This is a genomic window from Pseudomonadota bacterium (assembly GCA_030859565.1).
Taxonomy (GTDB): domain Bacteria; phylum Pseudomonadota; class Gammaproteobacteria; order JACCXJ01; family JACCXJ01; genus USCg-Taylor.
In genome coordinates this window covers 50,386-73,833 of record JALZJW010000001.1, presented here as the reverse complement: position 1 = coordinate 73,833, position 23,448 = coordinate 50,386, and the positions used below count along the sequence as shown (strand labels likewise).

The window sequence follows — 23,448 nt, the reverse complement described above, 5'->3', positions numbered from 1 at the left end:
ATGTATTACAGCAACGATGCCGTCACCCTGAGCCGCGACTGTCAGGCGATCCTCATTCCGGCCGGTGATCCGGTGACATTGACGGCGGGGAGCGTCGTCTCCGTCACGCAAGCCCTCGGCGGCAGTTATACGCTGTACGCCGGCGGAAACCTGGTGCGGATCGCGGGCCGTGATGCCGATGCAATCGGCTACGATGCGATTCCAGAACCCGTAGCGTCTCAGGAGGCCGCCACCGGCGGGGGTGTCGATGAAGCGCTGATTTGGGCGCAATTACGGACCTGCTACGATCCGGAGATCCCCGTCAACATCGTTGACCTCGGTTTGGTTTATGATTGCAGCATTACCCCGTTGGAGGGTACGGGTAACCGCGTTGACGTTCAGATGACGCTGACCGCGCAGGGGTGTGGCATGGGCGGGGTGCTGGTGGAGGACGTACGCCAAAAAATCGCCGCCGTCCCAAATGTTAGCGAGGTCGATGTGGCGCTGGTTTTCGATCCGCCCTGGAGCTACGAAATGATGTCGGAGGCCGCCCGGTTGGAAACCGGGATGTACTGAGAGCTTGTGAAAAAATCGTCGCGAGGGAAGGGAGATCGCGTGCCGCCGGAGCGCAGGAACCGGAGTGTATATTGAAATACATGAGGATTCCGAGCACCGCCGGAACGCGAGATCCCGAGCGCAGCAGATTTTTTCACAAGCTCTGAGAACCTGTGTCGACCTGGGTTGACGTGGCGCCCGCGGGCGAAGTGCCACCGGGCGATCGGCGTGTTGTCAATGTCGATGACACCTTGATCGCGGTTTTCAATATTGACGGCGAGTACTTCGCGATTCAGGATCTCTGTACCCATGACGGGGCGCCGCTTACGGGAGGCATTCTAGACAGGGATCAGATCATCTGCCCGCGTCATGGCGCGCGGTTTTGCGTGAAGACCGGCGTGGCGCTCACCCCGCCCGCCTATGAACCCGTGAGTAGGTATCCCGTGCGCGTCCACGCGGGCGTCATCCAAGTGTACGGCGATCCCGTCGATTAGCCGTCCAGATGCTCGCTGCGGTAGGGGCGCATGCTGAATGTCGCAGAACAAAACAAAAGAGTTTAAAAGTGCACAAACACACCTTATAATCTATAGTAACAGCGTGGAGTATCCTATTCTTATCAAGGATCTGTTCATGATTGTTGAACGTACCTTGTCGATTATCAAACCGGATGCGGTCACGAACAGGCATATCGGTGAAATCCTTGCCCGATTCGAGAAAAACGGTCTCACCGTGGTCGCGCTTAAGATGCTTACCGTGTCGCGGCAGCAGATCGAGCAGATCTATGGGATTCACGAAGGCCGGCCGTATTATCCGGACCTACTTCAGTTCATGGGCTCTGGGCCTTCGGTGGCAGTCGTGCTTGAGGGCGAAAACGCCATAGAAAAAAATCGCGCGATCATGGGCAATACCAACCCGGCGCTTGCCGCCTCCGGTACGATCCGGGCCGATTTCGGAACCGCCACGAATCGCAACGCGGTACACGGTTCGGACGGTCCGCGGACCGCCCGCGCCGAGATCGCAAGCTTATTCGGACCCGAAAAGTTTCAACTATCCTCGGCAGATGGTGAACAACAACGGTACCAATCTGCTCGGACTTGATCGCGGCGCTATGGAAGGCTTCTTCGCCAGGCTCGGCGAGAAGTCCTATCGCGCCGGGCAAGTCCTGAAATGGCTGCACCAGTCGGGCGCCGAAGATTTTGCGGCCATGACCAATCTGGCGAAGCCGCTGCGGGCAAAACTACAAGACGTTGCCTCCATCGAATCGCCTGTCGTGGTGCGCGAGCAGCGCTCGGCGGACGGGACCCGCAAATGGCTACTTCGGTTGACCGGAGGGCATAGCATCGAGACCGTGTTTATTCCCGAGATCGACCGTGGAACGCTGTGCGTGTCCTCACAAGTGGGATGCGCCCTCGATTGCAGCTTTTGCGCGACCGGTAAGCAGGGCTTCGATCGTAACCTGAGCCCCGCCGAGATCATCGGGCAGGTATGGGTCGCCGCTCGAACGCTGGGGCAGGTTCCGAAAGGTCCGCGGATCATCACCAACGTGGTGCTCATGGGAATGGGCGAACCGCTTTTGAACTTCACCAACGTGGTCACGGCGATGCAGCTATTGATGGACGATTTTGCTTATGGGCTGTCGCGCTGGCGCATCACCTTGAGCACCGCCGGGTTGGCGCCGGCCATCGACCGCCTGAAAGACGCCTGTCCGGTGAGCCTGGCGGTATCGTTGCACGCACCCAATGATGCGTTGCGGGATGAGCTCGTACCGATCAACAAGCGCTATCCGATCGACGATCTTTTGGCGGCTTGCCGCCGTTATGCCGACGCCACCGACAGCCGTATTACGTTTGAGTACGTGATGCTCGCCGGTATCAACGACTCACCCGCCTGCGCGAGCGAGTTGACGCGGCGATTACGAGGGATCCCCGCCAAGGTCAACCTTATTCCGTTTAATCCTGTTTCGGGCGTCGCCTACCGGCGATCCCCGCAGGCGGCCATCGCTACGTTTCGCGAGCGGCTGCTCGGTGCGGGCATCCTGGCCATTACGCGCAAGACCCGGGGCGAGGATATAGAGGCGGCGTGCGGGCAGTTGGTCGGCCAGTTTATCCCGCGGGCCGCGAGGCACCGCCTGCGGGCCCCGATGCCGGGAGGAGGCTGATATGAGCATATGCCGGTGGCGAAGGTTGTGCTGCGCAGCACTGCTACTCTCTGGCTGCGCCATGAGCACGCAGAAGACCGAGGTATCCGAGGCTACGCGCAGTAGGGCGGACACCTATGTTCAGCTTGGCATCGAGTATGCCAAGCAAGGGGACTACAATACTGCTGTTGCCAAGTTGCAGAAGGCCCTAGAAATCGAACCCGACTTCGCGAACGCGCATCATGTCATCGCTATGGTTTATAACCGGATCGGTGACAAGCCGCAGGCGGAACAGTATTTCAAACGTGCGCTGGAACTTGATCCGAAAGATCCGCAAACGCTCAACGACTACGGTTTGTTTTTATGTGCCGGGGGTAAGCATCAGGCAGCGGATGATCTGTTTGCGCGCGCCGTGGCGAACCCCTTATACGCGACGCCCGAGATCGCGCGCGCCAACGCGGGCGTGTGCGCTGCCCGGGCCCAGAACTATCCCCAGGCCGAAAAATACCTGCGCGCTGCGTTGGCGGACAACCCGAGATTACCGACGGCGCTTCTGGAGATGGCGGACATCAGCTTTCGCCTCAATCGCTATCTACCGGCCCGGGGTTACTTACAACGCTATCTGGAGAGCGCGCCGCACACCGCGCGCAGCCTGTGGCTCGGGATCCGCATCGAACGTCAACTTGGCGACCGGGATGCGGCCGCCAGTTACGCGTTAGCCTTAAGATCCAAGTATCCCGATTCCGAAGAAGCTCGCTTGTTCCTAGAAACGGAGGGTCGACGATGACAGGACCACAACCAAACAACGCGCCGGATGATAGCCTGACTACCGGCAAAAAATTGCAACAGGCGCGCGAGGCTTTACAGCTAAGCACTGGGGCGATTGCGCGCCAGCTTCGTCTCAAACTCGACATCATCGAGGCGATCGAGGCTGACCGCTGCGACCGCCTTCCGCCGGTCTATTTGAGAGGGCATATCAAGAACTACGCGCACATCGTGGGACTGGATCCCGCGGGGCTTTTCGATGCCGGCAGCGAGATCGCATCCACTCCCATCGATTTTCAACCCTGTGCTGGTGTTCGGAAATCACTGCCCTTCAGCGGGGCGCAGGATTACCTAAAGTTCGCCACCTATCTCATTGTCGCGACACTGGGTGTGCTCACGGCCGCCTCGTGGCGGACCCAAGACGCCGACACACCTTTACCGCAGGAAAGCGCTGTCTTCACCAACATCCCCGCCGCCGAGCCGCCGCCCGACCTCACGCTACCGGCGGCGCAGGCCAAGGTGACGCCCGAGTTGGCCGTCCCCGCTGAGGCGCCGAGGGTAAGCGTCGAGCCTCTGGCGGCAGCGATCACACCGCCCGAAGCACCGGTTTATCCGGTAATAGTTACGCCGCTGGAAGACATCGCTCGCGCAGCCACGGAAGAGTTGCATAGGCTGGTGTTCGAGCTTTCAGGGGACTCCTGGACTGAAGTCAAGGACGCCGAAGGCGTGAAGCTCTATTCCAAACTTGCAACCGAAGGCCAAACCATACGCCTGGGGGGGCGCGCGCCCTTCAGCGTGGTGCTCGGAAACGCGCCGCGCGTGGCGGTGTTTTATAACGGTAGGCTGCTTGATATAACGCCTTGGTCACGGGGAGGCGTGGCACGGTTTAAGGTGGGCGGCGAAGGCGCCGGCGAGCCCCGGTAAGCGCTCGGGTTTCAACTAACCTGGCGGTTAACACCGCCTGCGCGAAGCGCGGGCGGGCAGGGCCGGTAATGCACCCGGCAACTCAAGCGTGGGCGTTCGATCCAATCCTAAAAATCTTCCCCGGAAAAATCTGTTGACTGAGCAGATGAAAGCCGTGCGGGGCATGAAGGACATCCTGCCCACCGATGCCGCGCGTTGGCGGTATCTGGAGGAAACCGTACGCGCCGTGCTCGCGAGCTACGGCTATGAAGAGATCCGTCTACCGATCGTCGAGCACACTGCGCTCTTCCGGCGCTCGCTCGGTGTGGACACGGACATCGTCGAAAAAGAAATGTATAGCTTCGCGGATCGCAACGGGGATAGCCTCAGCTTGCGGCCCGAGGGGACCGCGAGCTGCGTGCGCGCGGGGCTTGAGCATGGACTCTTTCATAACCAGATCCAGCGTCTCTGGTATGCTGGCCCGATGTTTCGCCACGAGCGTCCGCAAAAAGGGCGCTACCGCCAGTTTCACCAGGTCGGTGCCGAAGCTTACGGAATGCCGGGCCCGGATATCGACGCCGAGATCATCTGCCTCGGCGCGCGCCTCTGGAGGAAGCTCGGGCTCGCGGATATCCGGCTCGAGATCAATACCTTGGGTGATCGCGAGGCGCGGGCGAGCTACCGGCAAGCCCTGTTCGATTACTTTTCCGCGCATGTGGACGAAATCGACGAAGACAGCAAGAACAGACTCCCCGGAAATCCTTTGCGCTTGCTCGACAGCAAGCATCCCGCGATGCAGGATCTCATCGGCCGGGCGCCAAGCTTGTTCGGCTACCTCAATCCCGAATCCGAACGTCATTTCGCCGAGCTCCGCGGTTTGCTCGACGCCGCCGGTATCCAATACAGCGTGAATCCGCGCCTGGTGCGCGGGCTCGATTACTATAACCGCACGGTGTTCGAATGGGTCACGCAACTCCTCGGCGCGCAGGGTACGATTTGCGCCGGAGGACGTTACGATGGCCTGGTGGAACAGTTTGGCGGCCGCCCTACGCCGGCGATCGGATTGGCGCTGGGCGTCGAGCGCACCGTGGCGTTACTCGAACAAGGAGCCGCGCCGGAGGCTACGCGGCCGCACGTCTATCTGATTGCCGTGGGGGAGGAGGCAGCCGCGGCGGCCTTGCGGCTTGCGGAATCCGTGCGGGAAGCCTGGCCCGGGCTGCGGCTGATCGCCAACTGCGGCGGCGGTAGCTTTAAGAGCCAGTTCCGGCGCGCCGACAAGAGCCAGGCCCATGTCGCCCTGATCCTAGGGTCGGAAGAAGTCCGCCAGCGCACCGTCGGGATTAAAACCTTGGAGGAAGAAGGCGAACAAGTGACCGTTGCGCAACGAGATCTGCGCGATTGCTTAGGGGAACTTCTGGCGCGGCGTGGTATCGTAGTCGGGCCGGTAAATTAGGCCTGCTGGCACGATCGCATTATCACCCTAGCCGTGGAGATCGACGTGGACCCCTACGCATCCGAAAACGAACAGATTCAGCTTATCAAAGATTGGTGCAAGAGGAACGGCATGCCGATCATCGGCGGTCTTTGCATCGGTCTGGGAGCAATCTACGGGTGGAGGGCCTGGCAGTCTCAGGTGAACACCCGGGCGAATGAGGCCTCAACGGCGTACGAAAAGTTGTTAACCCACGTTGCCGAGCATCGGTCCGAATCCGCCAGCCGTGCCGCGCATAGGCTCGTCGAGAGCCACCAGGACAGCCAGTACGCGGCGTTCGCCGCGCTCATGCTGGCCCGCTTAGCGGTTGAGGCCGGTGATGCCGCCAAGGCGAGGGACCATCTGCAGTGGGTGTTGGAACACGCCGAGAAGACCGCGTTGGAGAGAATAGCGCGTCTGCGTTTAGCGCGTCTTTATCTTGATGAGGGAAAAGGCGCTCAGGCGGCAAGCGTGTTGGAAGGGCAGGGCGGGGCAGGCGACTCGGTTCTCCATAAGGAGACCGAGGGCGATGTCCTTTTTGCTCAGGGCAAGATTGAAGCGGCCCGCAAGGCCTATCAAGAGGCGCTGGCGGCGGCCGGCGCCGCGGGTTCGGATCCGTCGTTCGTGCAAATGAAGCTCGATGAGATCGGTGAGGCCGAGGCGTCGCGGCCCTAAGCGCTTGTGAAAAAATCGTCAGCGAGCGAAGGCAGGTCGCGTTCCGCCGGAGCGCAGGAACCGGAGTGTATTAAAATACATGAGGATTCCGAGCACCGCCGGAACGCGAGATGCCGAGCGCAGTAGATTTATTCACAAGCTCTAAGCGCTGGCTGATTGCCGGCGTCGTCGCGGTGCAGTTGCATGGGTGCGGGCTCGGGACCTATGTTTCCGACTTCATGGCCGGCGAGGAGAATACCACGCCTCCCGCGCCCTTGACCGAATTCGAGCCGACTACCGAGATCGAGGAACTTTGGTCGGTCGATATCGGAGCAGGGACCGACGAGCACTATCTCAAGCTTGCGCCCGCGGTCGCGGACGAAACGGTTTTCATTGCCGATCACAACGGCGAGGTCTATGCGGTCGATATCGATAGCGGCGATACGCTGTGGGAGCGGGATACCGGCGCGCCCGTATCGGGGGGGGCCGGGATCGCCGAGGAGATGGTCTTGCTCGGGACCCAGGACGGCCAGGTGCTGGCCCTATCGCCGTCGGACGGGGAGCTGCTTTGGACCGCTTCGGTGTCGAGCGAAGTGTTATCTCCTCCGGCCGGGGAGGAAGGTATCGTTGTCGCTCGCACCGTGGACGGCAAGCTCTTCGGCATCGACGCAGCCAACGGGAAGCGGCTGTGGACCTATGATCGGCAAGTGCCGGTCCTGACGCTACGCGGGACCAGCGCCCCGATAGTGGTGGCGGGGCTCTGCATCGCCGGCTTCGACAGCGGCGCGCTGGTCGCCCTCGAGATCGCTACCGGTAAGGCCGCCTGGGAGATACAGATCGCCCAGCCGCGAGGCCGATCCGACCTCGAACGCATGGTCGATGTGGATGCCGATCTGCTGGTTTTCCGCGATACGCTCTACGTGGCCACCTACCGCGGACGAGTGGCCGCGGTATCGATCGAGAGCGGCCGCATCGAGTGGGACCAGGAGCATTCTTCGTATGCCGGTATGGGGGTGGACGCCGATAACGTTTACCTTGCCGATGATGAGAGCATCGTGTGGGCGCTCGATCGCTATTCCGGTAGCTCCGTATGGCGGCAAAAAAAATTGCGAGGCCGCGCGGCGACGGCGCCGGCTAGTGCCGGGGACTATGTCGTGGTCGGCGATTTGGAAGGATATCTGCACTGGATGCAAAGCGACAACGGCAGGCTCGCCGCCAGAGTACAAGTCGACGATGCGGCGATCATCGTGCCCCCGTTGATAGTCAACGCCACTGTCATTGCGTATAGTTCCTCCGGCACCTTGAGCGCCTATCGCGCCGGGTCCGCGAGTAGATGAGACCGGTCATCGCCATCATGGGCCGTCCCAACGTGGGCAAATCCACGTTGTTCAACCGCCTCACGCGCAGCCGCGACGCACTGGTCGCGGATACCCCCGGGCTGACGCGTGATCGCATCTACGGGGCCGCGATCCACCGAGGCCGCGCCTACCTGGCAGTCGATACGGGCGGACTCAGCGACGATCCGCGCGGGCTCGGCGGGCTGGTCACCGAACAATCGTTGCGCGCCGTGCAAGAGGCCGATCTAGTCTTGTTCGTGGTCGATGCCCGGGAAGGATTGACCGGCCGCGACGAGTCGATCGCGATCCGCTTACGATCGCTCGGGCGGCCGATCCAGATCGTGGTCAATAAAGCCGAGGCGATCGAGGATGACAGCGCCATCGCGGAGTTTCATAGCTTGGGGCTCGGGCAGCCGGTTGCGGTATCGAGCGCCCACGGCCAAGGGATGGACACACTGCTCGATCTCGCCTTCGAGGCCTTACCGCGGGCCGAGACGTCCGTCGATGAGGACGGTCCGCATTTGTCAGGGATTAAGATCGCCGTGGTGGGCCGGCCCAACGCGGGTAAATCGACGCTGGTCAACCGCATCCTCGGCGAGGAACGGGTGCTGGTCTACGATCAACCGGGCACGACCCGCGACAGCATCTTCGCCCCTTTCCGGCGCCACCAAAAAGACTATGTACTCATCGACACCGCGGGGATCCGCCGCCGCGCCAGGATCTCCGAAGCGATTGAGCAGTTCAGCGTCATCAAGACGCTGCGGGCTATCGAACGCGCGCATGTCGTCGTTTTGGTCATCGATGCCACGGAGTCGGTCACGGAGCAAGACGCCGCGCTGCTCGGCATGATCGTCGACAGCGGCCGCGGTCTCGTGATCGCGATCAATAAATGGGACGGGCTCGGCCCCGGCCAGCGCGCGCACATTCAAAAGGAAGCCGATCGCCGTTTGCGGTTTCTCGATTATGCGGCGATCCACACTATCTCGGCCCGGCGCGGGAGCGGCGTCGGCAATCTGTTTGCCTCTATCGACGAGGCTTACGCTTCGGCGTTCATCGATGTGCCCCCGGCCACGTTGACGCGCATCGTCGAGCAAGCCGTCGCGCTCAATCCACCGCCTTTAATCCACGGGCGGCGCATCAAGTTGCGCTACGCACACTTGGGCGGTCACAACCCGCCCCGGATCCTTATTCATGGCAATCGCGCCGAGCATGTGCCGTCTTCTTACCGCCGTTATCTGGAGCGTTCGATTCGCACCGCGCTACAGCTTCAAGGCACACCGCTTTGTATCGAGTTTCGCCAAGGCGATAACCCGTTTAAGAGTAGGCACAATCCGCTCACGCGCCGCCAGACGCTCAAGCGCAAACGGCTGCTCCGCCACGTCCGATCGCACCGATCGCATGCATGACGGCCTCACTGAGCGCGCCCGCGCGATCCGGATGGTGATCACCGACTGCGATGGCGTGCTCACCGACAACGGCGTGTATTACGGCGCAGAGGGCGAGATCCTAAAGCGTTTCAGCATCCGCGACGGAATGGGTGTCGAACGCCTGCGAACGCTGGCCGGCATCGTCACCGGGATTGTTACGGGCGAGCAATCGCCCTCCGTAAAGCGCCGCGCCGAAAAGCTGGGTATCGAGGAGTGTCACTTCGGAATCGCGGACAAGGCCGCGGCCCTGCAGTCCATTGCGTGCCGCCGCACGCTGCCGCTCGCGGCAATCGCTTATATCGGCGATGACTTCAACGATCTCGAGGCCATGTCGCTGGCCGGCTTATGCGCCTGCCCGACCGATGCCCTGCCCGAGGTCAGAAACCGCGCGGATTTCATTTGCAACCAAGGGGGCGGTCACGGGGCCTTTCGGGAATTCGCCGAGTTCATTCTCGACGCGCACATCAACTCTTAGAGGTTGTGAATAAATCTACTGCGCATCCCGATCGCTGCGTCGCGTGCTCGCTCGTTCCTCGCCTATCGAGTTGATATGTCTCGTCGCTCGCTCCGCGGCTCCTGGCGCTCGGGGCTGCTCGCGACGATTTATTCACAACCTCTTCGCGGCAGCGTTCTTATCGAAAACGTAAATCCAGTCGCGGCCCGCGCAAACCTCTGCGGTATGTCGAAGATAGGGCCGATAGGATGCGAAAAGCGCCTCCAGGCTGGTCGCGTTGAAGCGGAAGCTCCCATCGTTGAGCCCATCGACGCACGTGCCCCACGAGCAGATGCGCGCCGGCAGTGCATATTTCGATTGACTGAAGCTCTTCACCGACTCCGAAACGATTAAGCGTTCGGCGGCCGCCGCAAACAAGCGCCCGACCACTTCTTCCACTTTCGGATAGAACTGAAACAGGCTCACCTGACAGATCACGATCTGCGATACCGGGAGCGGTTCCGCCATCAAATTGAAGTGCCGGAGGCTCCGGCCCCTGCGGCTACCCGCTTTGATGAAGGCCGTGCTGTCATCAAGGCCGCGATAACTTACCGAGGCCGGTAGATAGCTGCTCAGCGATCCGTCACCGCAGCAGACATCGAGCACCTCCGCGTCCCGCGGGACCCAGCGCGCCACCTCCTCGAAGCGCTCGCGCCGGTGGACGTGGTACACCATGGTCATCAACCCGTGGTAGAGAAGGCTGCTCTTATAGAGGAAGGTCATGGCAGTGCTCGATTGTTGTCGTTTGACCGTCATACTACCGTGCCCAGCGCGCGAGGACAAATTCTCCTAGCGCCAGGTGCAGGAATCGCCGCAATGCGAGACGGTAGCACTGCACTACCCGTTGCGTATTGCCACGGAAATTCCTATCCTTCGATCTAACCGGCAGGCGCGCCGATGCGGGTTCCAGGAGAATGAGTGCGATCCTCGATGACACCGCCGCTTTTGCCGCCGTGTACTTTTTGTCCATTGCCTTAGCGAAGGAAACCTTAATGATCCGTATCGCCCGATCCGTCACGCCCGTCATGCTCTCGCTGTTCGTCATGGCTGCCCATGCCGAGCAGCCACCGGCCGCATCCGTCCAACCCGAAGCGGCGGAAAAAGCTTCACCCTCCTGTATACCTATGAAGGCTAATCCTATGGTCAAGCTCCACACCAATCACGGCCTCATCGTCATTGCGCTCGATGCGGAGAAAGCGCCGATATCCGCTGAAAATTTCCTCGGATACGTCGCCAGCGGCCACTACAACGGTACAATTTTTCACCGCGTCATCAGCAACTTTATGATCCAGGGCGGGGGCTTCACCGAAGACATGTCGCAAAAGCCGGCCAGGGCGCCGATAGAGAACGAGGCCAAGAACGGTCTCAAGAACGACCCATACACCCTCGCCATGGCCCGCACCTCCGATCCGCACTCCGCTTCGTCGCAGTTCTTCATCAATGTCGGGAACAACGGCTTCCTCAACTATCCGGGGCAGGACGGCTGGGGTTACGCAGTCTTCGGCAAGGTGATCGAGGGCCTGGATGTGGTGGATAAGATCAAGACGGTGCCGACCGGCGACAAGGCGGGCCATCAAAACGTGCCGACCGATCCGGTCATCATCGAAAAGGCCGAGTGCGCGTGATCCGGAGCGTTCGATTTGAAGCTCAGAGCTTGCTTGGTCATCTGCGGGATCGATTCTTACCGGAATCCTCGCCCCTCGGGCAAAGGGATTAATACGAATCGTCATTCCCGCCAGGGAGTCATTGCGCGAGGCCGTGGCGGCTCGGCTCGAAGCGGCGCTCGGCCTCTACCGCAAAGACTGAGCGGCTTTCCCGGAACCGCTATCGAGATCTGATAGCAGCCGCAACTAGGTAGTACGTCTTATAAAACGTTCACGCATTCAGGTAGCAGAACCACCGTCATGCCAGCGGAAGCTGGCATCCAGGAAACCGGCGTAAATCCTGGATACCTGCTTTCGCAGGTATGACGATCTATAGCGTTGTGACCAAATTCAACACTGCCAAAATGTAAATGAATTCGAGAAATGCACTACTAGAATCGCGAGTCCCCAACAGACGTGCCGCGCGTGCAAAACACCGTGGGTCGCGCAGATGCTGGATCGTGGAGAACGATTGACGGCGTGGGTTAGCGATCTCCATCTAAGCCCCGATCCGTGGAGCGCATCGAGTTCGTCGATTGGGCTTCTCTAAAAATCCCCTCGCCCCGCGGGAGAGACCACCCGGCCGCGCGGTGGCCGCGAATTGCGCCCCGGAACCTGGAGGTTCCTGGTAGGGCGCGAGGGTGAGGGCATTAAATAATTGATACTTGATTGATACTTGATTTCGATCTCCTCAACTTGCAGGGGAGGGCCGCCATGGGCAATTATGTGTGAAACGAGCAGCACAACGACGATGAACCACACATACCTCTACGGCGGAGCGCCGGCTCAAGTCACATCGGCGGCGGGAGCGAAAGGCGTCATCATCCGCACACTCGACGGTGCGATCACGTTTCGCGTCTATCATGACCGCGACCGCTTTACGGATTACGAGATCCGGCACGATGAGTTGAGCGTCACGATCGACGCGGATGAGCTGGCTGCGTTCTACAGGGTTGGCGGACACGACGTTCTTGACCATGATCTGCAGGTGTTGGGGTTGCGCAAGCATACGGACGATGATCGGTAATGAGAGAATCTGCGCGTGACTGAAGGCTCTACCGTTCAGAGCGCCCCGTCTGCCGACGATGTCATGGCGTGGCCGCCGCGACGATCGCCGTGTTAGCGTGGATCGCAGATCTCTCGCGGTTCGCGGGACCTTGGGCATCAATCCGTAAATGCCTTGAATCTAGGAGGACCGGTGAAGATAATGTCTTCCATGAAATGGAAGCAAGTGATCGAGCGCTGGCGCACGCTGCCGGTGGAGGAGCAGGCCCGCATACGCCGCAACCGCCCGATGAACGTGGCCGAGAGCATGGCCTTCGAGGGGGAACCGGTGGACCTGGCGGCGCTGCAAGCGGAACTCGTATACCTCGACACGCCCCCCGATACGTCGAAACGCGCCTCGGAATCCTGAGCTACGCCGAGTTCGCGCCGCACCTCGCGCGTAACGTTCTCGTTCTGGAACGGCGAGTCGAGAGTGGCGAACTCTCGCAATCCCTACTCGACGATGCACTTCTCCTACAGTTCCAGCGTCTGCTCTGCGGCGATCTCGTCCCGCAGCTTGCCGGCTGGCGGCGGACCAACGTTACCGTCGGTGCGCATGCGGCGCCCGAATTCTTTCGCGTGCCGGCGCTGGTCCGGGAGTACGGACTCGATCTTCAGGCGCGCCTATCGAGCCTACCCAACGTCAACGACGAGGCCTTCTTGGAAACGCTTGCCTTCGCCGAGGGACGCCTGCTTTTCATTCATCCGTTCGCCGATTTCAACGGGCGCGTGACCCGAGTCTGGCTACGAGAGGTCCTTCGTCGACTTGACCTTCCTCCGGTCCGGCTGGTGCCTGCCGTCCAGGCAAGCATCAACGAATATCTTGCGGCCCTTCAGGCCGCGGACCGCAACGATTGGCGCCCGCTGACGAACGTCTGGCGGAGGCGCTTCTGGTATCGCAGCTTCAAATGCTAGCGAGCGCTTTGCGCACAAAAGGAATGCTCCCACTGTCAGTTTCGTTCCCAGTAACGATTCGGCAAACCCCATCTCCGTTAGCTATAAGAGTGGAGTTAGAGTAGAAAAACCTTTTGCGGTGATGGGTGGGTTTCAGATCGGACGGGACCGGCAACCGCGACCGTTTCCTGTTGCCGTCCCACACAACCCGATCGTACATCTCGTCTGGGACGAAAACTTACCGGACGTCCACCAAAAACCGCTAACCACCCTTTGCCGCAAAGTGATCTCTATTGGGCATCCTGCCTCTTTGGTGCAAATGTGGTTCACCGAATCTCCACCACCACCAACGCTCGTCGTTCGAAAAAGCGTAGCTCGTCACCGCTTGCGGGTTCCCGGGCCGGGACGGCTCGACTATTTGGCCAAGAAATGCGGACGCGAATATCACATCGCCAAAGCCGACGATCTTTGGGCGAAGGAACAAACGGCCACTGGCGCACAGAAAAATCAAATCAAGAAGGAACGCCAGACATACCTCTCAGGCATCGTCGAGCGACTGAGACCCGATCCGGGGCGCTACGAGGGTTACGATGTACCCGCGGGTAAATTGGAGAAAGAGGTTCGCGGCAGCATGTTCGATCCGCGCCTTGCGGTACTGACGCTTACCGGTAAGCGATTGTCACTATTGGCAACATTGCGCATTACCGAAGCGTTGCGTGGCGCCATGATGGCAGGCATATCGCAACCGGTACCGGAGTGGTTGTCGGGACACGCTCCTGACGGCAAACCCAGTGATAATCCGCATGTGGCGTTTGTGCCTCTGCCATTCGTGGGGCGGGAGCATGCGGATGGACGTTTGATGGGCGTCGCGTTGGCACTGCCGCGTGCAATCGCCGCGGAGGAGTTTGCCGGTGTGTTGGAACACTGGCTGCGCGACGAACACGGCCTGCCCAGGCGTCATCGCTTATTTGATGGGCGCTGGTTCGAATGCGTCGTGGAGCTGGAGATCCGTGAATCTCCGCCCGTCAACCTGCGTCCCGAAACCTGGACTAGCCGAGCGGCGGCGTGGGCAAGCGTCACGCCCGTGGTGTTGGATCGCCACTTCGATGGCAAGGACAAATGGGAACAAGCAGCGGAAGGCGTCAAGGACGCATGTGAGCGCATTGACCTTCCTCGTCCGGACAAGGTGCTGCTTCATCCCGTATCGATGCTCGAAGGCGTGCCACGTAGCAATCAGTTCCCTTCTTTAGTTCGCAAGAAGAACGGCGGACGCATGCACCACGCACACGCGGTCATCCTGTTCGGCGAAGAGGTTGAGGGGCCCGTGTTAGTAGGTGCCGGACGCTTTCGCGGCTACGGGCTGTGCCGGCCGCTCCTCCAAGGAATCGAGCACGATGCCTGAGCTATCCGCCACTGATTTTCGCGATTATTACATCGCGCTATGGGGTCATGTTCCGTTCCGGTGGCAACAGAAATTGGCTGAACGGGTTCTGACAAACGGGACCGCCCCCTGGCCGGAAGCGATCGCCTTGCCTACCGCATCCGGCAAGACGGCTTGCATCGACATTGCAGTGTTCGCCGTGGCTGCTCAAGCACACCGGTTGGAGAGAGGGAAACCTCTTACCGCTCCGCGCCGAATTTTCTTTGTGGTGGACCGTCGGGTGATCGTAGACGAAGCCTTCGATCGTGCTTCAAAGCTGGCGGACAAACTACGTACAACCGACGTTCCGGTATTGCGCGGAGTGGCCGATCAACTGCGGCAACTGGCGGGGAGCGATGACCCCTTGCTGTGTTACCAGTTGCGCGGCGGAATGTATCGTTCCGATGCCTGGGCACACTCTCCCGTACAGCCGGCAGTCATTTGCTCCACGGTGGACCAGTTGGGCTCACGCCTCCTCTTCCGTGGTTATGGACGATCTTTTAAGGCTTGGCCCATACAGGCGGGGCTCACTGGCAATGACAGCTTGATTCTGTTGGACGAGGCCCATTGCGCGCAACCCTTCCTTGAAACCTTGCGCGCGGTGAACAAGTACCGCCAATGGGGTGATGCGATTCCTAAGACCCCGTTTAATCCAGTGGTGATGAGTGCCACACCGCCGGATGGACTGGACGATATCTTCCTGGATGATTCCGACGAACCCGGCACTGCTGGACATCCGCTTGGTGACCGCCAGCTTGCGCGAAAACCAGTGGAAATCGTATCGCCGGCTGACCACGAACTGGCGGAAGAAATCAAGGAGAAGCTTAAGGCGTTGAAGGAGGCAAAGGGCACAAACGCAAAACGGTGGCTACGACAGAAACTGAATGACCTACGGGCAAATGCGGGTGATAAACTCGCTGACGTGCTGGCGGACAAGGCTTGCGCTCTGATGGATGATCGCGCCCTTGCCGCTGTGGTATTCACAAATCGCGTAGCTGTAGCCCGCCGGACGCACCGACTGTTGGCGGAGAAATACGGCGACGCGGCAGTGTTGCTCACCGGGCGCATGCGCTCCATCGACAAGGATGATGTGATAGAGCAGCGTCTCGCCGTGCTCTCCGCAGATTGTTCGAAGGATCGGCAGCTTGCCGGACCGATGTTCGTGGTGGCCACTCAAACCCTCGAAGTAGGCGCCAATCTTGATTTCGATGTTCTGGTAACCGAGTGCGCCAGTCTCGACGCTTTGCGACAGCGCTTTGGTCGGCTTAATCGCATGGGGCGAAAGATCGAAACGAAGGCCGCCATTGTCGTGCGTGCAGACCAAGCCGCCAAGAGTGACGACGATCCCGTGTATGGCGCGTCGCTCGCCGAGACTTGGAAATGGCTTGTGAAAAAGGGCGGCAAGACCAAGACGTTCGACATGGGTATTGCAGCCTTGGCGAAGAAACTGCCCGGTAGAGACGAATTGATGAAACTAAATGCGCCTTCGCTTCACGCACCAGTGATGCTGCCATCCCATGTGGATTGCTGGGTGCAGACGGCGCCACAGCCGACCCCCACACCAGACGTGGCGGTTTTTCTACACGGTGTCGGTCGGGCGTCGGCTGATGTACAGGTGTGTTGGCGCGCCGATCTGCCACCTGGACAAGAAGATAATTGGCTGGAAACTTTGGTTCTCTGTCCACCGTCTGCTCCGGAATGCCTGCCGGTACCTGTGGCGACGTTTGGGCGATGGTTTGGTGGAGACAGTGCCGTCGATCAGAATGATGCCGATGTAGAAGGCGCAGCAGCACCAGCGGACGAATCTCCTGAAGGGATCGGCAAAAAACTACGCAACGTAGTGCGCTGGCGTGGACGGGACGATTCGGAAGTGATCAATGATCCGAATCAGGTCCATCCGGGTGATGTGGTGGTGATTCCGGCAGAGCACGGCGGATGGGATGTCCTCGGTGACTTAACGGCAGGGTTGGATGGACACCCGGTTATCGATTGGGGCGACCGCGCACATCGCTTGGCGCGCGCGAAGGCTGTACTGCGACTTCGCCCGGAACTCATGACGAGCTTTCCCGAATCACCCGCAACGACACAGTTACATAACCTGATTGGAGAAGCATCGCAGCGTCTCGAAGACGATCCGGATGGGTTGGAGGAAGACTTACGGAAGGCACTGGGGGCGTTGGCGAAGGACACTACTGCTCCAGCGTGGTTAAGAGAAATTGCCAATAACCTTGCTGCTGATCGCAAGCTGACTCGTGGTCTTGTGCCCCACCCCGCGGGTGGGCTGGTGATTCGCGGTAGCCGTCGCCTTACTGCCCGCGCCGGTGAGGCGGACGCCTTCTCAGATGAAGACGATACGACTGCTTCCTCTGGTGGGCGACGCATCGGGCTCGACGCACACTTACTGGGGGGTAGCGCAGTTTGCCCGCCGTTTCGCCGAGGGCTGCGCCTTGTCGGAGCCCATGGTTCAGGTAGTGGAGTTTGCAGCCCGTTCCCATGACTTGGGAAAGGCAGACCCGCGTTTTCAGGCGTGGCTAAAGGGTGGTAACCCATGGGCTCGTGGCGAGTTGATAGCCAAGTCCGAGGAATTGCCACAGGGGCGGAGGGAAAGTGAAAAGGCGCGGGAACGCGCCAATTATCCCAAGGGTGGGAGGCATGAACTCCTTTCCGTCCGCTTGCTGGAAAGCGTTCCCAATTGCCTGCCCGCCGATCCAGACTTACGCGACTTGGTCCTGCATCTTGTCGAGAGTCACCACGGCTACTGCCGCCCCTTCGCACCGGTGGTGTTCGATGACAATCCTGTACACGTGACAAAGGATTTTCTGGGGCACTGCCTCGGCCATTCCACTTCCACCGGTTTGGAGAGGTTGGATTCAGGTGTGGCCGATCGTTTCTGGCGATTGACACGAAGCTACGGAGTGTGGGGTCTTACCTGGCTTGAGGCCATCCTGCGGCTGGCCGACCACCGACGCAGCGAAGCCGAACAGCGGGATGACCTTGATGAAGGCGACGTTTGAATAGCTGGTTGTTGAAAGGACTGGATGGCGGCAATCCGCTTGCTTTCCTTGCCGCACTCGGTACCTTAAGAACTGCTGCCTTGGCTTGGCCAGACTATCGTTGCTGTATGGCGTGGAAGGAAGCCGAAGGCGGATGGCGTCCGGAGCTTTCTGTGGGAACGGAAGAGGAGGTTGATCTTATTGCAGACTTGACAGCCACACTGGCGTGCATGCGGAATCATCAGGCATTCACGTTCGCGGACGATCTCTCCATAACCTTCGATCAGTTCGCGAAGGTGGCAAAGGAAGCTTGTGACAACGCCACAACGGCTGAGCGAAAATTTGTAGATTTCCTGGCGGCCTTCGGATCGGCTGTACCAGGCAAAGACGAAAAGATGTCGAGCACAGCCTTCAAACTGCTGGGAGGCGGCCAGACTAGTTTTCTAGGTAGCATTCGCACGTTCGTCAATGACACCGAGGCGGAACATTTGTCGAAGGCGCTCCTGGAGCCCTGGCGTTACGATGACCCTACGTCAAATGGACACACTATGCGCTGGGACTTCCGGGATGATGTTCGTCGTGCGCTGCGCTGGAATGAACCCAGCGGCGACCCGGCGCGTGATAAGCAGGGAAGCGTATGGGGAGCAAATCGGCTCGCCATCGAAGGATTGCCGCTCGTACCGACCGCACCTTTGTTGACTCAGTTGGAGACGACCGGATTCGTAATTAGAAAAGGTGACGGCGCGTTGTGGACTTGGCCAATTTGGGAGCCAGAAGTGAGTATGGACATTGTGCGGTCATTGCTTGCGTTGCGCGAGTTACGGGAAGAACAGCCTAATCGGCACAAGCTTGCCGCGCTCGGAATCCGGGAAGTTTATCGTTGCCAGAGAATCACTCAGGGCAAATACAAAAACTTCACGCCGGCGGTGCCGGTGTAATTGTTATGTTATCTGAAGGCGACTGATACTCGGGTTCGCGTGTTACCCCAACGTCAGTCTCGGTCGTTCGTCTTCGAGACCAGCGCGCAAGCCTTTTGCCGGTAGGGAGCGAGCAGCAGATCGAACAGGGATCGTCGTCGTTGCTTATGCGTCCGAAGAGCGTTTATGGGCTGGGGGAATGCGATCCCCTCACCCTAACCCTCTCCCGCCAAGGGGAGAGGTATTTCTGGGAACTCTATTACTCCCTCGTGAAGACAAGCTCGAGTTTCTCTTCGAGGCAAGTGGTCGCTAAGCGGTCAATCCCTCCCCTGAAAAGGGCGAGTCGGTCGGGGTAATGTCGATAGCGGAGATCTTCGTTCTGATCCGATTCGCCGGCGGCAAGCTCGGTGTGCCGCTGTCTCAGGTCGAAGCAGTGGAAAGCAAGCTTGAGACCCGCGAGGCGGCCGAAGATTGGCACTATTGGGTTACCATGAGTCATACGTTTTAGGACGCCCATTCGATAAATAATGAATCTTGCGAGTATCGAGGCGATTGTCGGAGCCCTCAACGTAGCGGGAGTCAGGTATCTGGATGCCGGGGGCCTCGCCGTGGGCGCGCACGGGTATCCGCGCTTCACGATGGACTCGACCTGATCGCTGAGCTTGGGGTCGATAACATCGTTGCCGCGTCATGCTCTGGTCGTATTTGGTTACAGGCCGTTGGTGCCGGTAACGGCGGAAGCGTTCTCGGACAAGGCGCGGCGCGAGCTGTGGATCAAGGAGAAGGGCATGCAGGTACTGAATTTTTTCAGCGATCGGCATAAGTCCATGTCGGTCGACGTATTCGTTACCGAACCCTTCGAATTCGACACTGAATACGACAGCGCCCTCAAGGGCGAGCTCGCGCCCGGACTTCCCGTGCGTTTCGTTTCGATCCCGACGCTGATTAGAATGTAGGAAGCAGCAGCCAGACCGCGGGATCTCGCCGACATTCAGCACTTGCGCTGGATCCTGAATGAAGGGAAACAGGATGAGTCAGACCGATGATGATATCGACTGGAGCCTGACGAGCTGGGAAGGCAGCCGGCGTGCACAGTTGCGCCGATGGCTCACGCTCACTTTACGCGAGCGGCTGCAGGCGATAAAGGAGATGGCGGAGCTTGCAGCGCGAATTGCGCGCTCACCGCCACCGAGCGAGCGTAATGCAGCCACAGACACCCCTGCGTCCGTCGCCGGTGGCGGCAGTGGCGTTACCGGAGATAATCGGGGATCGTCTTAGAATTCGTCCGGGCGCTCGTACCCCCGAATCGGCTAAGTCGGGCTAGCCGGATCTCAAAGATGTCCGACTTCCTGGGCCAGGAATGGCGGCTGGCTCTGGGACCCTGCGCCATAGTACGATTTTGGTATGATGCGCCATCATGAAGGCCCGGCAGCTCCTCCGCTATACGGACAGGCGGGAAGATGTGGCCATCGAGATGGTGATCTGGCGATTACCGTTGCTAACGAGAGGCAGGCCGCATGGATTGCAGTACCGGCTATACTGCGGTCGCGGCAGCCGGTGCGCGGTCCTCTGAATGAGATGCTCGCATCGTCCGCTTTGTCGCTGCAAGCTTGCCGTGCCACTCGCACTATGGAACGGAGCCATGGGGTCTAGGCGATACTTGCGAGAGCGTGAACGACTGGCGATATGGGTAGCATCGCATCGTGGGTTACGGCGTAGACGGTACGCTTAAGCCATCCTGCATTCTTGAGTTGAACTGCACCCGGTCGGACATGTGCAGGTTCGGATAGCACGAGCATCCCGGTCTCACGATTGCTCGGAAGCAGGCCTTACGGTAAAGTAAGGAACAATAGTTATTGTAAGGAATGCCATGACTGCCTCGACTCTCACCAGCAAAGGCCAGACCACCGTGCCAAAGGAAGTCCGGGACCACCTGGCTTTGCGGCCCGGGGACCGTATCGAGTTCATCATCGAATCGGATGGGCGGGTGGTGGTCGTCCCGGCGTCGTTCGACGCGGCGGATCTCGCGGGTGCGTTGCCGCGCCCAAAGCGTGTGGTTTCGCTCGATGAGATGAACACCGCGATTCGCAAACGCGGATCCCGGCGGTGAAGGGCCTGGACACGAACGTCTTAATTCGCCACCTGGTTCAGGATGACGCCTCACAGGCGCGGCTGGCGGGCCGTTTCATCGCGAGGGAATGCTCGCGCGAGGACCCTTGTTTCATCAATCGGATCGTTCTGTGCGAAACGGTGTGGGTGCTCGAAAGCGCCTATGGTTATGCACGAGAGGATATTGCTAGCGCGCTTGAACGCATCATCCGCACCCATCAGCTACGAATCGAGAACGTTTCTGCCGTTTGGGCGGCGTTGCGGATGTACCGATCGGGAGGCGCCGATTTCGCCGATTGCCTGCTCGGCGAGACGAACCGTGAGGCCGGGTGCTTGGAAACGGCTACGCTTGACAAGAAAGCGGCAAAGACAGGCGGACTTCGCGTATTAGGCTGAGGAGGGAGGCTTTCATCATCGGCGTGTGGACCGGCCGGGCGGCGATCTGCCGAAACCGGAGGATACCGATCCGGAGACGTGCATCCATGCGCGCTCGATCACCCTTTCGTCGAACCGTCTCGGCTTCATCGCCAAGCTCGATCTCATCGAGGGCGACGGCAAGAATGACCCGAACGACTCATGACATCGACTGGGACCTGACGACCTGGGAAGCCAGCCAGCATGCACAGGTGCGCCGATGGCTCGCGCTCACGGTTCGACTCTAGTCCCATAGGCCGGGGTATGAGTAGAACGACTCCTGCCAAATCTGAGAGCTTGTGAAAAAATCTGCTGTGCTCGGGATCTCGCGTTCCGGCGGTACTCGGAATCCTCATGTATTTCAATATACACTCCGGTTGTTCGTCTCATCCTTGAGACTCACCCCTTCGGGGCTTGTGCTCCGTTTCGCTCCGTGCGAAACGGTCCTGCGCTCCGGCGGAACGCGACCTCCCTTCGCTCGCGACGATTTTTTCACAACCTCTGAGTCGATCGTTGACGTTACCGACCCGGAAGTTGCTGACGGTATGAGGCATTAAACGTGCTTCGGGCTTCGTATGAACGAAGCCCAGCAAACCGAACTGCCACTCCCCTTTCCCGAGATCTCCGGCGACCAGCCGCTGTTGCCGGCGCGGATGGTCAACGAGTACCAGTATTGCCCGCGCCTCGCCTATCTGGAGTGGGTGCAGGGCGAGTGGGCGGAGAGCGGCGATACCGTCGAAGGACGTTACCAGCACCGGCGGGTCGATAAGCCGGCCGGCACCCTGCCCGATCCGGTGGACGTCGATGCCAGCGAGCGCTTCCATGTGCGATCGATCACGTTGTCCTCGACCCGCCTCGGGCTCATCGCGAAGCTCGATCTCGTCGAGGGCGAAGGGGATGCGGTCACTCCGGTGGACTACAAGCGCGGCAAGCGGCCGCATGTCGCGAAGGGCGCCTACGATGCGGAACGCGTGCAGCTCTGCGTGCAGGGGATGATCCTGGAGGAGCACGGCTATAAATGCGAGGAAGGGATCCTCTATTTCGCGGCTTCGCGCGAGCGCGAGCGCGTCGAGTTCGACGAGGAGTTGCGCGCCCTGACGCTCGCGGCCGTCAACGGTCTGCGGCTCGTCGCGGCGGGCGGCCAGATGCCGCCGCCCTTGCAGGATAGTCCCAAATGCCCGCGCTGCTCGCTCGTCGGGATCTGTCTCCCCGACGAGGTCAATTTTCTCAAGCGTGGCGGGCCGAGCCCGCGTCCCCTCGGCGTCGCTCACGACACTGCCTTGCCGCTGTACGTGCAGGCGCGCGGGGGCTCGGTCCGCAAGCGCGGAGAGACCCTGGAGGTGTTCGTGGAGGACAACCTCGTCACCACGGCCAGGCTCATCGATGTCTCGCAGGTCGTGTTGATGGGAAACATCTATTTGACCACACCCATCCTGCACGAGCTTATGAGCCGGGAGATCCCGGTCACCTGGCATTCTTACGGCGGCTGGTTCCTCGGGCATACGCAGGGGACCGGCCACAAGAACGTCGAGCTGCGCACCGCCCAGTATCGGGCGAGCTTCGACGAGCGGGTTTGTCTCGCGCTGGCCGAGGGTTTTGTGCGTGCCAAGATCCAAAACTGCCGCACCTTGATGCGGCGCAACTGGCGTGAAGAAACACCGCCGGATAACCTCGTGGCCGAGCTCAAGCACGACGCGAATCAAGGTGGCCGGGCACAAGACCTCGGCAGCCTGCTCGGGTTCGAGGGCGCGGCGGCGGCGCGCTACTTCGGCGCCTTCGCAAACCTCATCAAACGCGATCCCGATACGGCAAGCTTCGCCTTTGATTTCACGACGCGAAACCGCCGCCCGCCGCTCGATCCCGTCAATGCGCTCTTGTCCTATGCCTATGCCCTGCTGGTGCGCACCTGGACTGTCACACTCACCGCCGTCGGTTTCGACCCTTACCGGGGTTTCTTTCACCAGCCGCGCTACGGCCGGCCTGCCCTGGCGCTCGACATGATGGAGCCGTTCCGGCCACTCGTGGCGGATTCGGCGGTCATCCAAGCCATCAACAACGGCGAGGTCAAACCTACCGATTTCATATCCGCCGCGGGGGCGGTAAATCTAACGAACGACGGGCGCAAGCGTTTCATCGCCGCCTTCGAGCGGCGGATAGACCACGAGATCACGCACCCAGTCTTCGGATACCGCCTGAGCTACCGGAGACTTTTCGAGGTCCAGGCAAGGCTTCTCGGCCGCTTCCTGCTCGGTGACATCACCGAGTACCCGAATTTCACGACGCGCTGAGGGAC

27 protein-coding genes are annotated in these 23,448 nt (G+C 60.2%); 26 read left to right on the top strand and 1 reads right to left on the bottom strand.

Features of this window, described 5'->3' with window-relative positions; all coding sequences use genetic code 11:
• The 11 genes from sufT to M3436_00260 all read left to right on the top strand — a co-directional run bounded on the left by sufT (position 1) and on the right by M3436_00260 (position 9,703).
• Positions 1-555 (top strand): putative Fe-S cluster assembly protein SufT, encoded by a 555-nt coding sequence (sufT, locus tag M3436_00310; protein MDQ3562634.1) that lies wholly within the window; start codon positions 1-3, stop codon positions 553-555.
• Positions 556-707: 152 nt separating this feature from the next.
• Complete coding sequence (locus tag M3436_00305; GenBank protein MDQ3562633.1) at positions 708-1,028, top strand: non-heme iron oxygenase ferredoxin subunit; 321 nt, start codon at positions 708-710, stop codon at positions 1,026-1,028.
• A gap of 136 nt (positions 1,029-1,164) precedes the next feature.
• Complete coding sequence (gene ndk, locus M3436_00300) at positions 1,165-1,632, top strand: nucleoside-diphosphate kinase (protein MDQ3562632.1); 468 nt, start codon at positions 1,165-1,167, stop codon at positions 1,630-1,632.
• Positions 1,598-2,692 carry a 23S rRNA (adenine(2503)-C(2))-methyltransferase RlmN gene (rlmN, locus tag M3436_00295; GenBank protein ID MDQ3562631.1) on the top strand — a complete coding sequence of 365 codons (1,095 nt, stop codon included), beginning with the start codon at positions 1,598-1,600 and terminating at the stop codon, positions 2,690-2,692. Before ndk ends, rlmN begins: the two co-directional genes overlap by 35 nt.
• Before the next feature lie 61 nt (positions 2,693-2,753).
• Entirely contained in the window at positions 2,754-3,458 is a 705-nt protein-coding gene (pilW, locus tag M3436_00290; protein MDQ3562630.1) for a type IV pilus biogenesis/stability protein PilW, read from the top strand.
• The gene (locus tag M3436_00285) at positions 3,455-4,360 is read left to right on the top strand and encodes a DUF4115 domain-containing protein (GenBank protein ID MDQ3562629.1); all 906 of its coding nucleotides are present in this window, start codon (positions 3,455-3,457) and stop codon (positions 4,358-4,360) included. Before pilW ends, M3436_00285 begins: the two co-directional genes overlap by 4 nt.
• Positions 4,361-4,493: 133 nt before the next feature.
• Positions 4,494-5,792, top strand: coding sequence for a histidine--tRNA ligase (hisS, locus tag M3436_00280; GenBank protein ID MDQ3562628.1), 1,299 nt, complete (start codon positions 4,494-4,496; stop codon positions 5,790-5,792).
• A gap of 45 nt (positions 5,793-5,837) precedes the next feature.
• On the top strand, positions 5,838-6,485 hold the full coding sequence (locus tag M3436_00275; GenBank protein MDQ3562627.1) for a tetratricopeptide repeat protein: 648 nt from the start codon (positions 5,838-5,840) through the stop codon (positions 6,483-6,485).
• A 110-nt stretch (positions 6,486-6,595) separates the two neighbouring features.
• Complete coding sequence (gene bamB, locus M3436_00270; protein MDQ3562626.1) at positions 6,596-7,801, top strand: outer membrane protein assembly factor BamB; 1,206 nt, start codon at positions 6,596-6,598, stop codon at positions 7,799-7,801.
• On the top strand, positions 7,798-9,207 hold the full coding sequence (gene der / locus M3436_00265) for a ribosome biogenesis GTPase Der (GenBank protein ID MDQ3562625.1): 1,410 nt from the start codon (positions 7,798-7,800) through the stop codon (positions 9,205-9,207). The genes bamB and der overlap by 4 nt, the downstream gene beginning before the upstream one ends.
• Positions 9,200-9,703 (top strand): HAD hydrolase family protein, encoded by a 504-nt coding sequence (locus M3436_00260; GenBank protein ID MDQ3562624.1) that lies wholly within the window; start codon positions 9,200-9,202, stop codon positions 9,701-9,703. Before der ends, M3436_00260 begins: the two co-directional genes overlap by 8 nt.
• Positions 9,704-9,835: 132 nt before the next feature.
• On the opposite strand, the gene M3436_00255 is transcribed toward M3436_00260, so the two are convergent.
• Positions 9,836-10,444 (bottom strand): methionine biosynthesis protein MetW, encoded by a 609-nt coding sequence (locus M3436_00255; GenBank protein ID MDQ3562623.1) that lies wholly within the window; start codon positions 10,442-10,444, stop codon positions 9,836-9,838.
• Between the two features lie 401 nt (positions 10,445-10,845).
• On the opposite strand from M3436_00255, the gene M3436_00250 reads away from it, so the two are divergent.
• The 15 genes from M3436_00250 (at position 10,846) to cas1 (ending at position 23,443) form a co-directional block, all read left to right on the top strand.
• Entirely contained in the window at positions 10,846-11,346 is a 501-nt protein-coding gene (locus M3436_00250) for a peptidylprolyl isomerase (GenBank protein ID MDQ3562622.1), read from the top strand.
• 769 nt (positions 11,347-12,115) lie between these two features.
• A complete protein-coding gene (locus M3436_00245; protein MDQ3562621.1) occupies positions 12,116-12,391 on the top strand; it encodes a hypothetical protein in 276 nt (91 codons plus the stop codon).
• A gap of 180 nt (positions 12,392-12,571) precedes the next feature.
• Positions 12,572-12,778, top strand: coding sequence for a hypothetical protein (locus M3436_00240; protein ID MDQ3562620.1), 207 nt, complete (start codon positions 12,572-12,574; stop codon positions 12,776-12,778).
• Entirely contained in the window at positions 12,730-13,323 is a 594-nt protein-coding gene (locus tag M3436_00235) for a Fic family protein (GenBank protein MDQ3562619.1), read from the top strand. Before M3436_00240 ends, M3436_00235 begins: the two co-directional genes overlap by 49 nt.
• 70 nt (positions 13,324-13,393) lie before the next feature.
• A complete protein-coding gene (csb2, locus tag M3436_00230) occupies positions 13,394-14,704 on the top strand; it encodes a type I-U CRISPR-associated protein Csb2 (GenBank protein ID MDQ3562618.1) in 1,311 nt (436 codons plus the stop codon).
• Positions 14,697-17,219: a type I-U CRISPR-associated helicase/endonuclease Cas3 gene (cas3u, locus tag M3436_00225; protein ID MDQ3562617.1), complete on the top strand. Its 2,523-nt coding sequence runs from the start codon at positions 14,697-14,699 to the stop codon at positions 17,217-17,219. The genes csb2 and cas3u overlap by 8 nt, the downstream gene beginning before the upstream one ends.
• Entirely contained in the window at positions 17,182-17,736 is a 555-nt protein-coding gene (locus M3436_00220) for a CRISPR-associated endonuclease Cas3'' (GenBank protein MDQ3562616.1), read from the top strand. The genes cas3u and M3436_00220 overlap by 38 nt, the downstream gene beginning before the upstream one ends.
• The gene (locus M3436_00215; GenBank protein ID MDQ3562615.1) at positions 17,733-18,653 is read left to right on the top strand and encodes a hypothetical protein; all 921 of its coding nucleotides are present in this window, start codon (positions 17,733-17,735) and stop codon (positions 18,651-18,653) included. The genes M3436_00220 and M3436_00215 overlap by 4 nt, the downstream gene beginning before the upstream one ends.
• 334 nt (positions 18,654-18,987) lie before the next feature.
• Positions 18,988-19,140, top strand: coding sequence for a calcium-binding protein (locus M3436_00210; GenBank protein MDQ3562614.1), 153 nt, complete (start codon positions 18,988-18,990; stop codon positions 19,138-19,140).
• Positions 19,141-19,354: 214 nt separating this feature from the next.
• On the top strand, positions 19,355-19,588 hold the full coding sequence (locus tag M3436_00205) for a hypothetical protein (protein MDQ3562613.1): 234 nt from the start codon (positions 19,355-19,357) through the stop codon (positions 19,586-19,588).
• Positions 19,589-19,661: 73 nt separating this feature from the next.
• Positions 19,662-19,910, top strand: a complete 249-nt coding sequence (locus M3436_00200; protein ID MDQ3562612.1) for a hypothetical protein — start codon at positions 19,662-19,664, stop codon at positions 19,908-19,910.
• Between the two features lie 592 nt (positions 19,911-20,502).
• Entirely contained in the window at positions 20,503-20,742 is a 240-nt protein-coding gene (locus tag M3436_00195; protein MDQ3562611.1) for a type II toxin-antitoxin system PrlF family antitoxin, read from the top strand.
• The gene (locus M3436_00190) at positions 20,739-21,137 is read left to right on the top strand and encodes a type II toxin-antitoxin system VapC family toxin (protein ID MDQ3562610.1); all 399 of its coding nucleotides are present in this window, start codon (positions 20,739-20,741) and stop codon (positions 21,135-21,137) included. Before M3436_00195 ends, M3436_00190 begins: the two co-directional genes overlap by 4 nt.
• 25 nt (positions 21,138-21,162) lie before the next feature.
• The gene (locus M3436_00185; GenBank protein ID MDQ3562609.1) at positions 21,163-21,321 is read left to right on the top strand and encodes a hypothetical protein; all 159 of its coding nucleotides are present in this window, start codon (positions 21,163-21,165) and stop codon (positions 21,319-21,321) included.
• Positions 21,322-21,730: 409 nt separating this feature from the next.
• Positions 21,731-23,443 carry a CRISPR-associated endonuclease Cas1 gene (gene cas1, locus M3436_00180; GenBank protein ID MDQ3562608.1) on the top strand — a complete coding sequence of 571 codons (1,713 nt, stop codon included), beginning with the start codon at positions 21,731-21,733 and terminating at the stop codon, positions 23,441-23,443.
• The last annotated feature ends 5 nt before the right edge of the window (positions 23,444-23,448 follow it).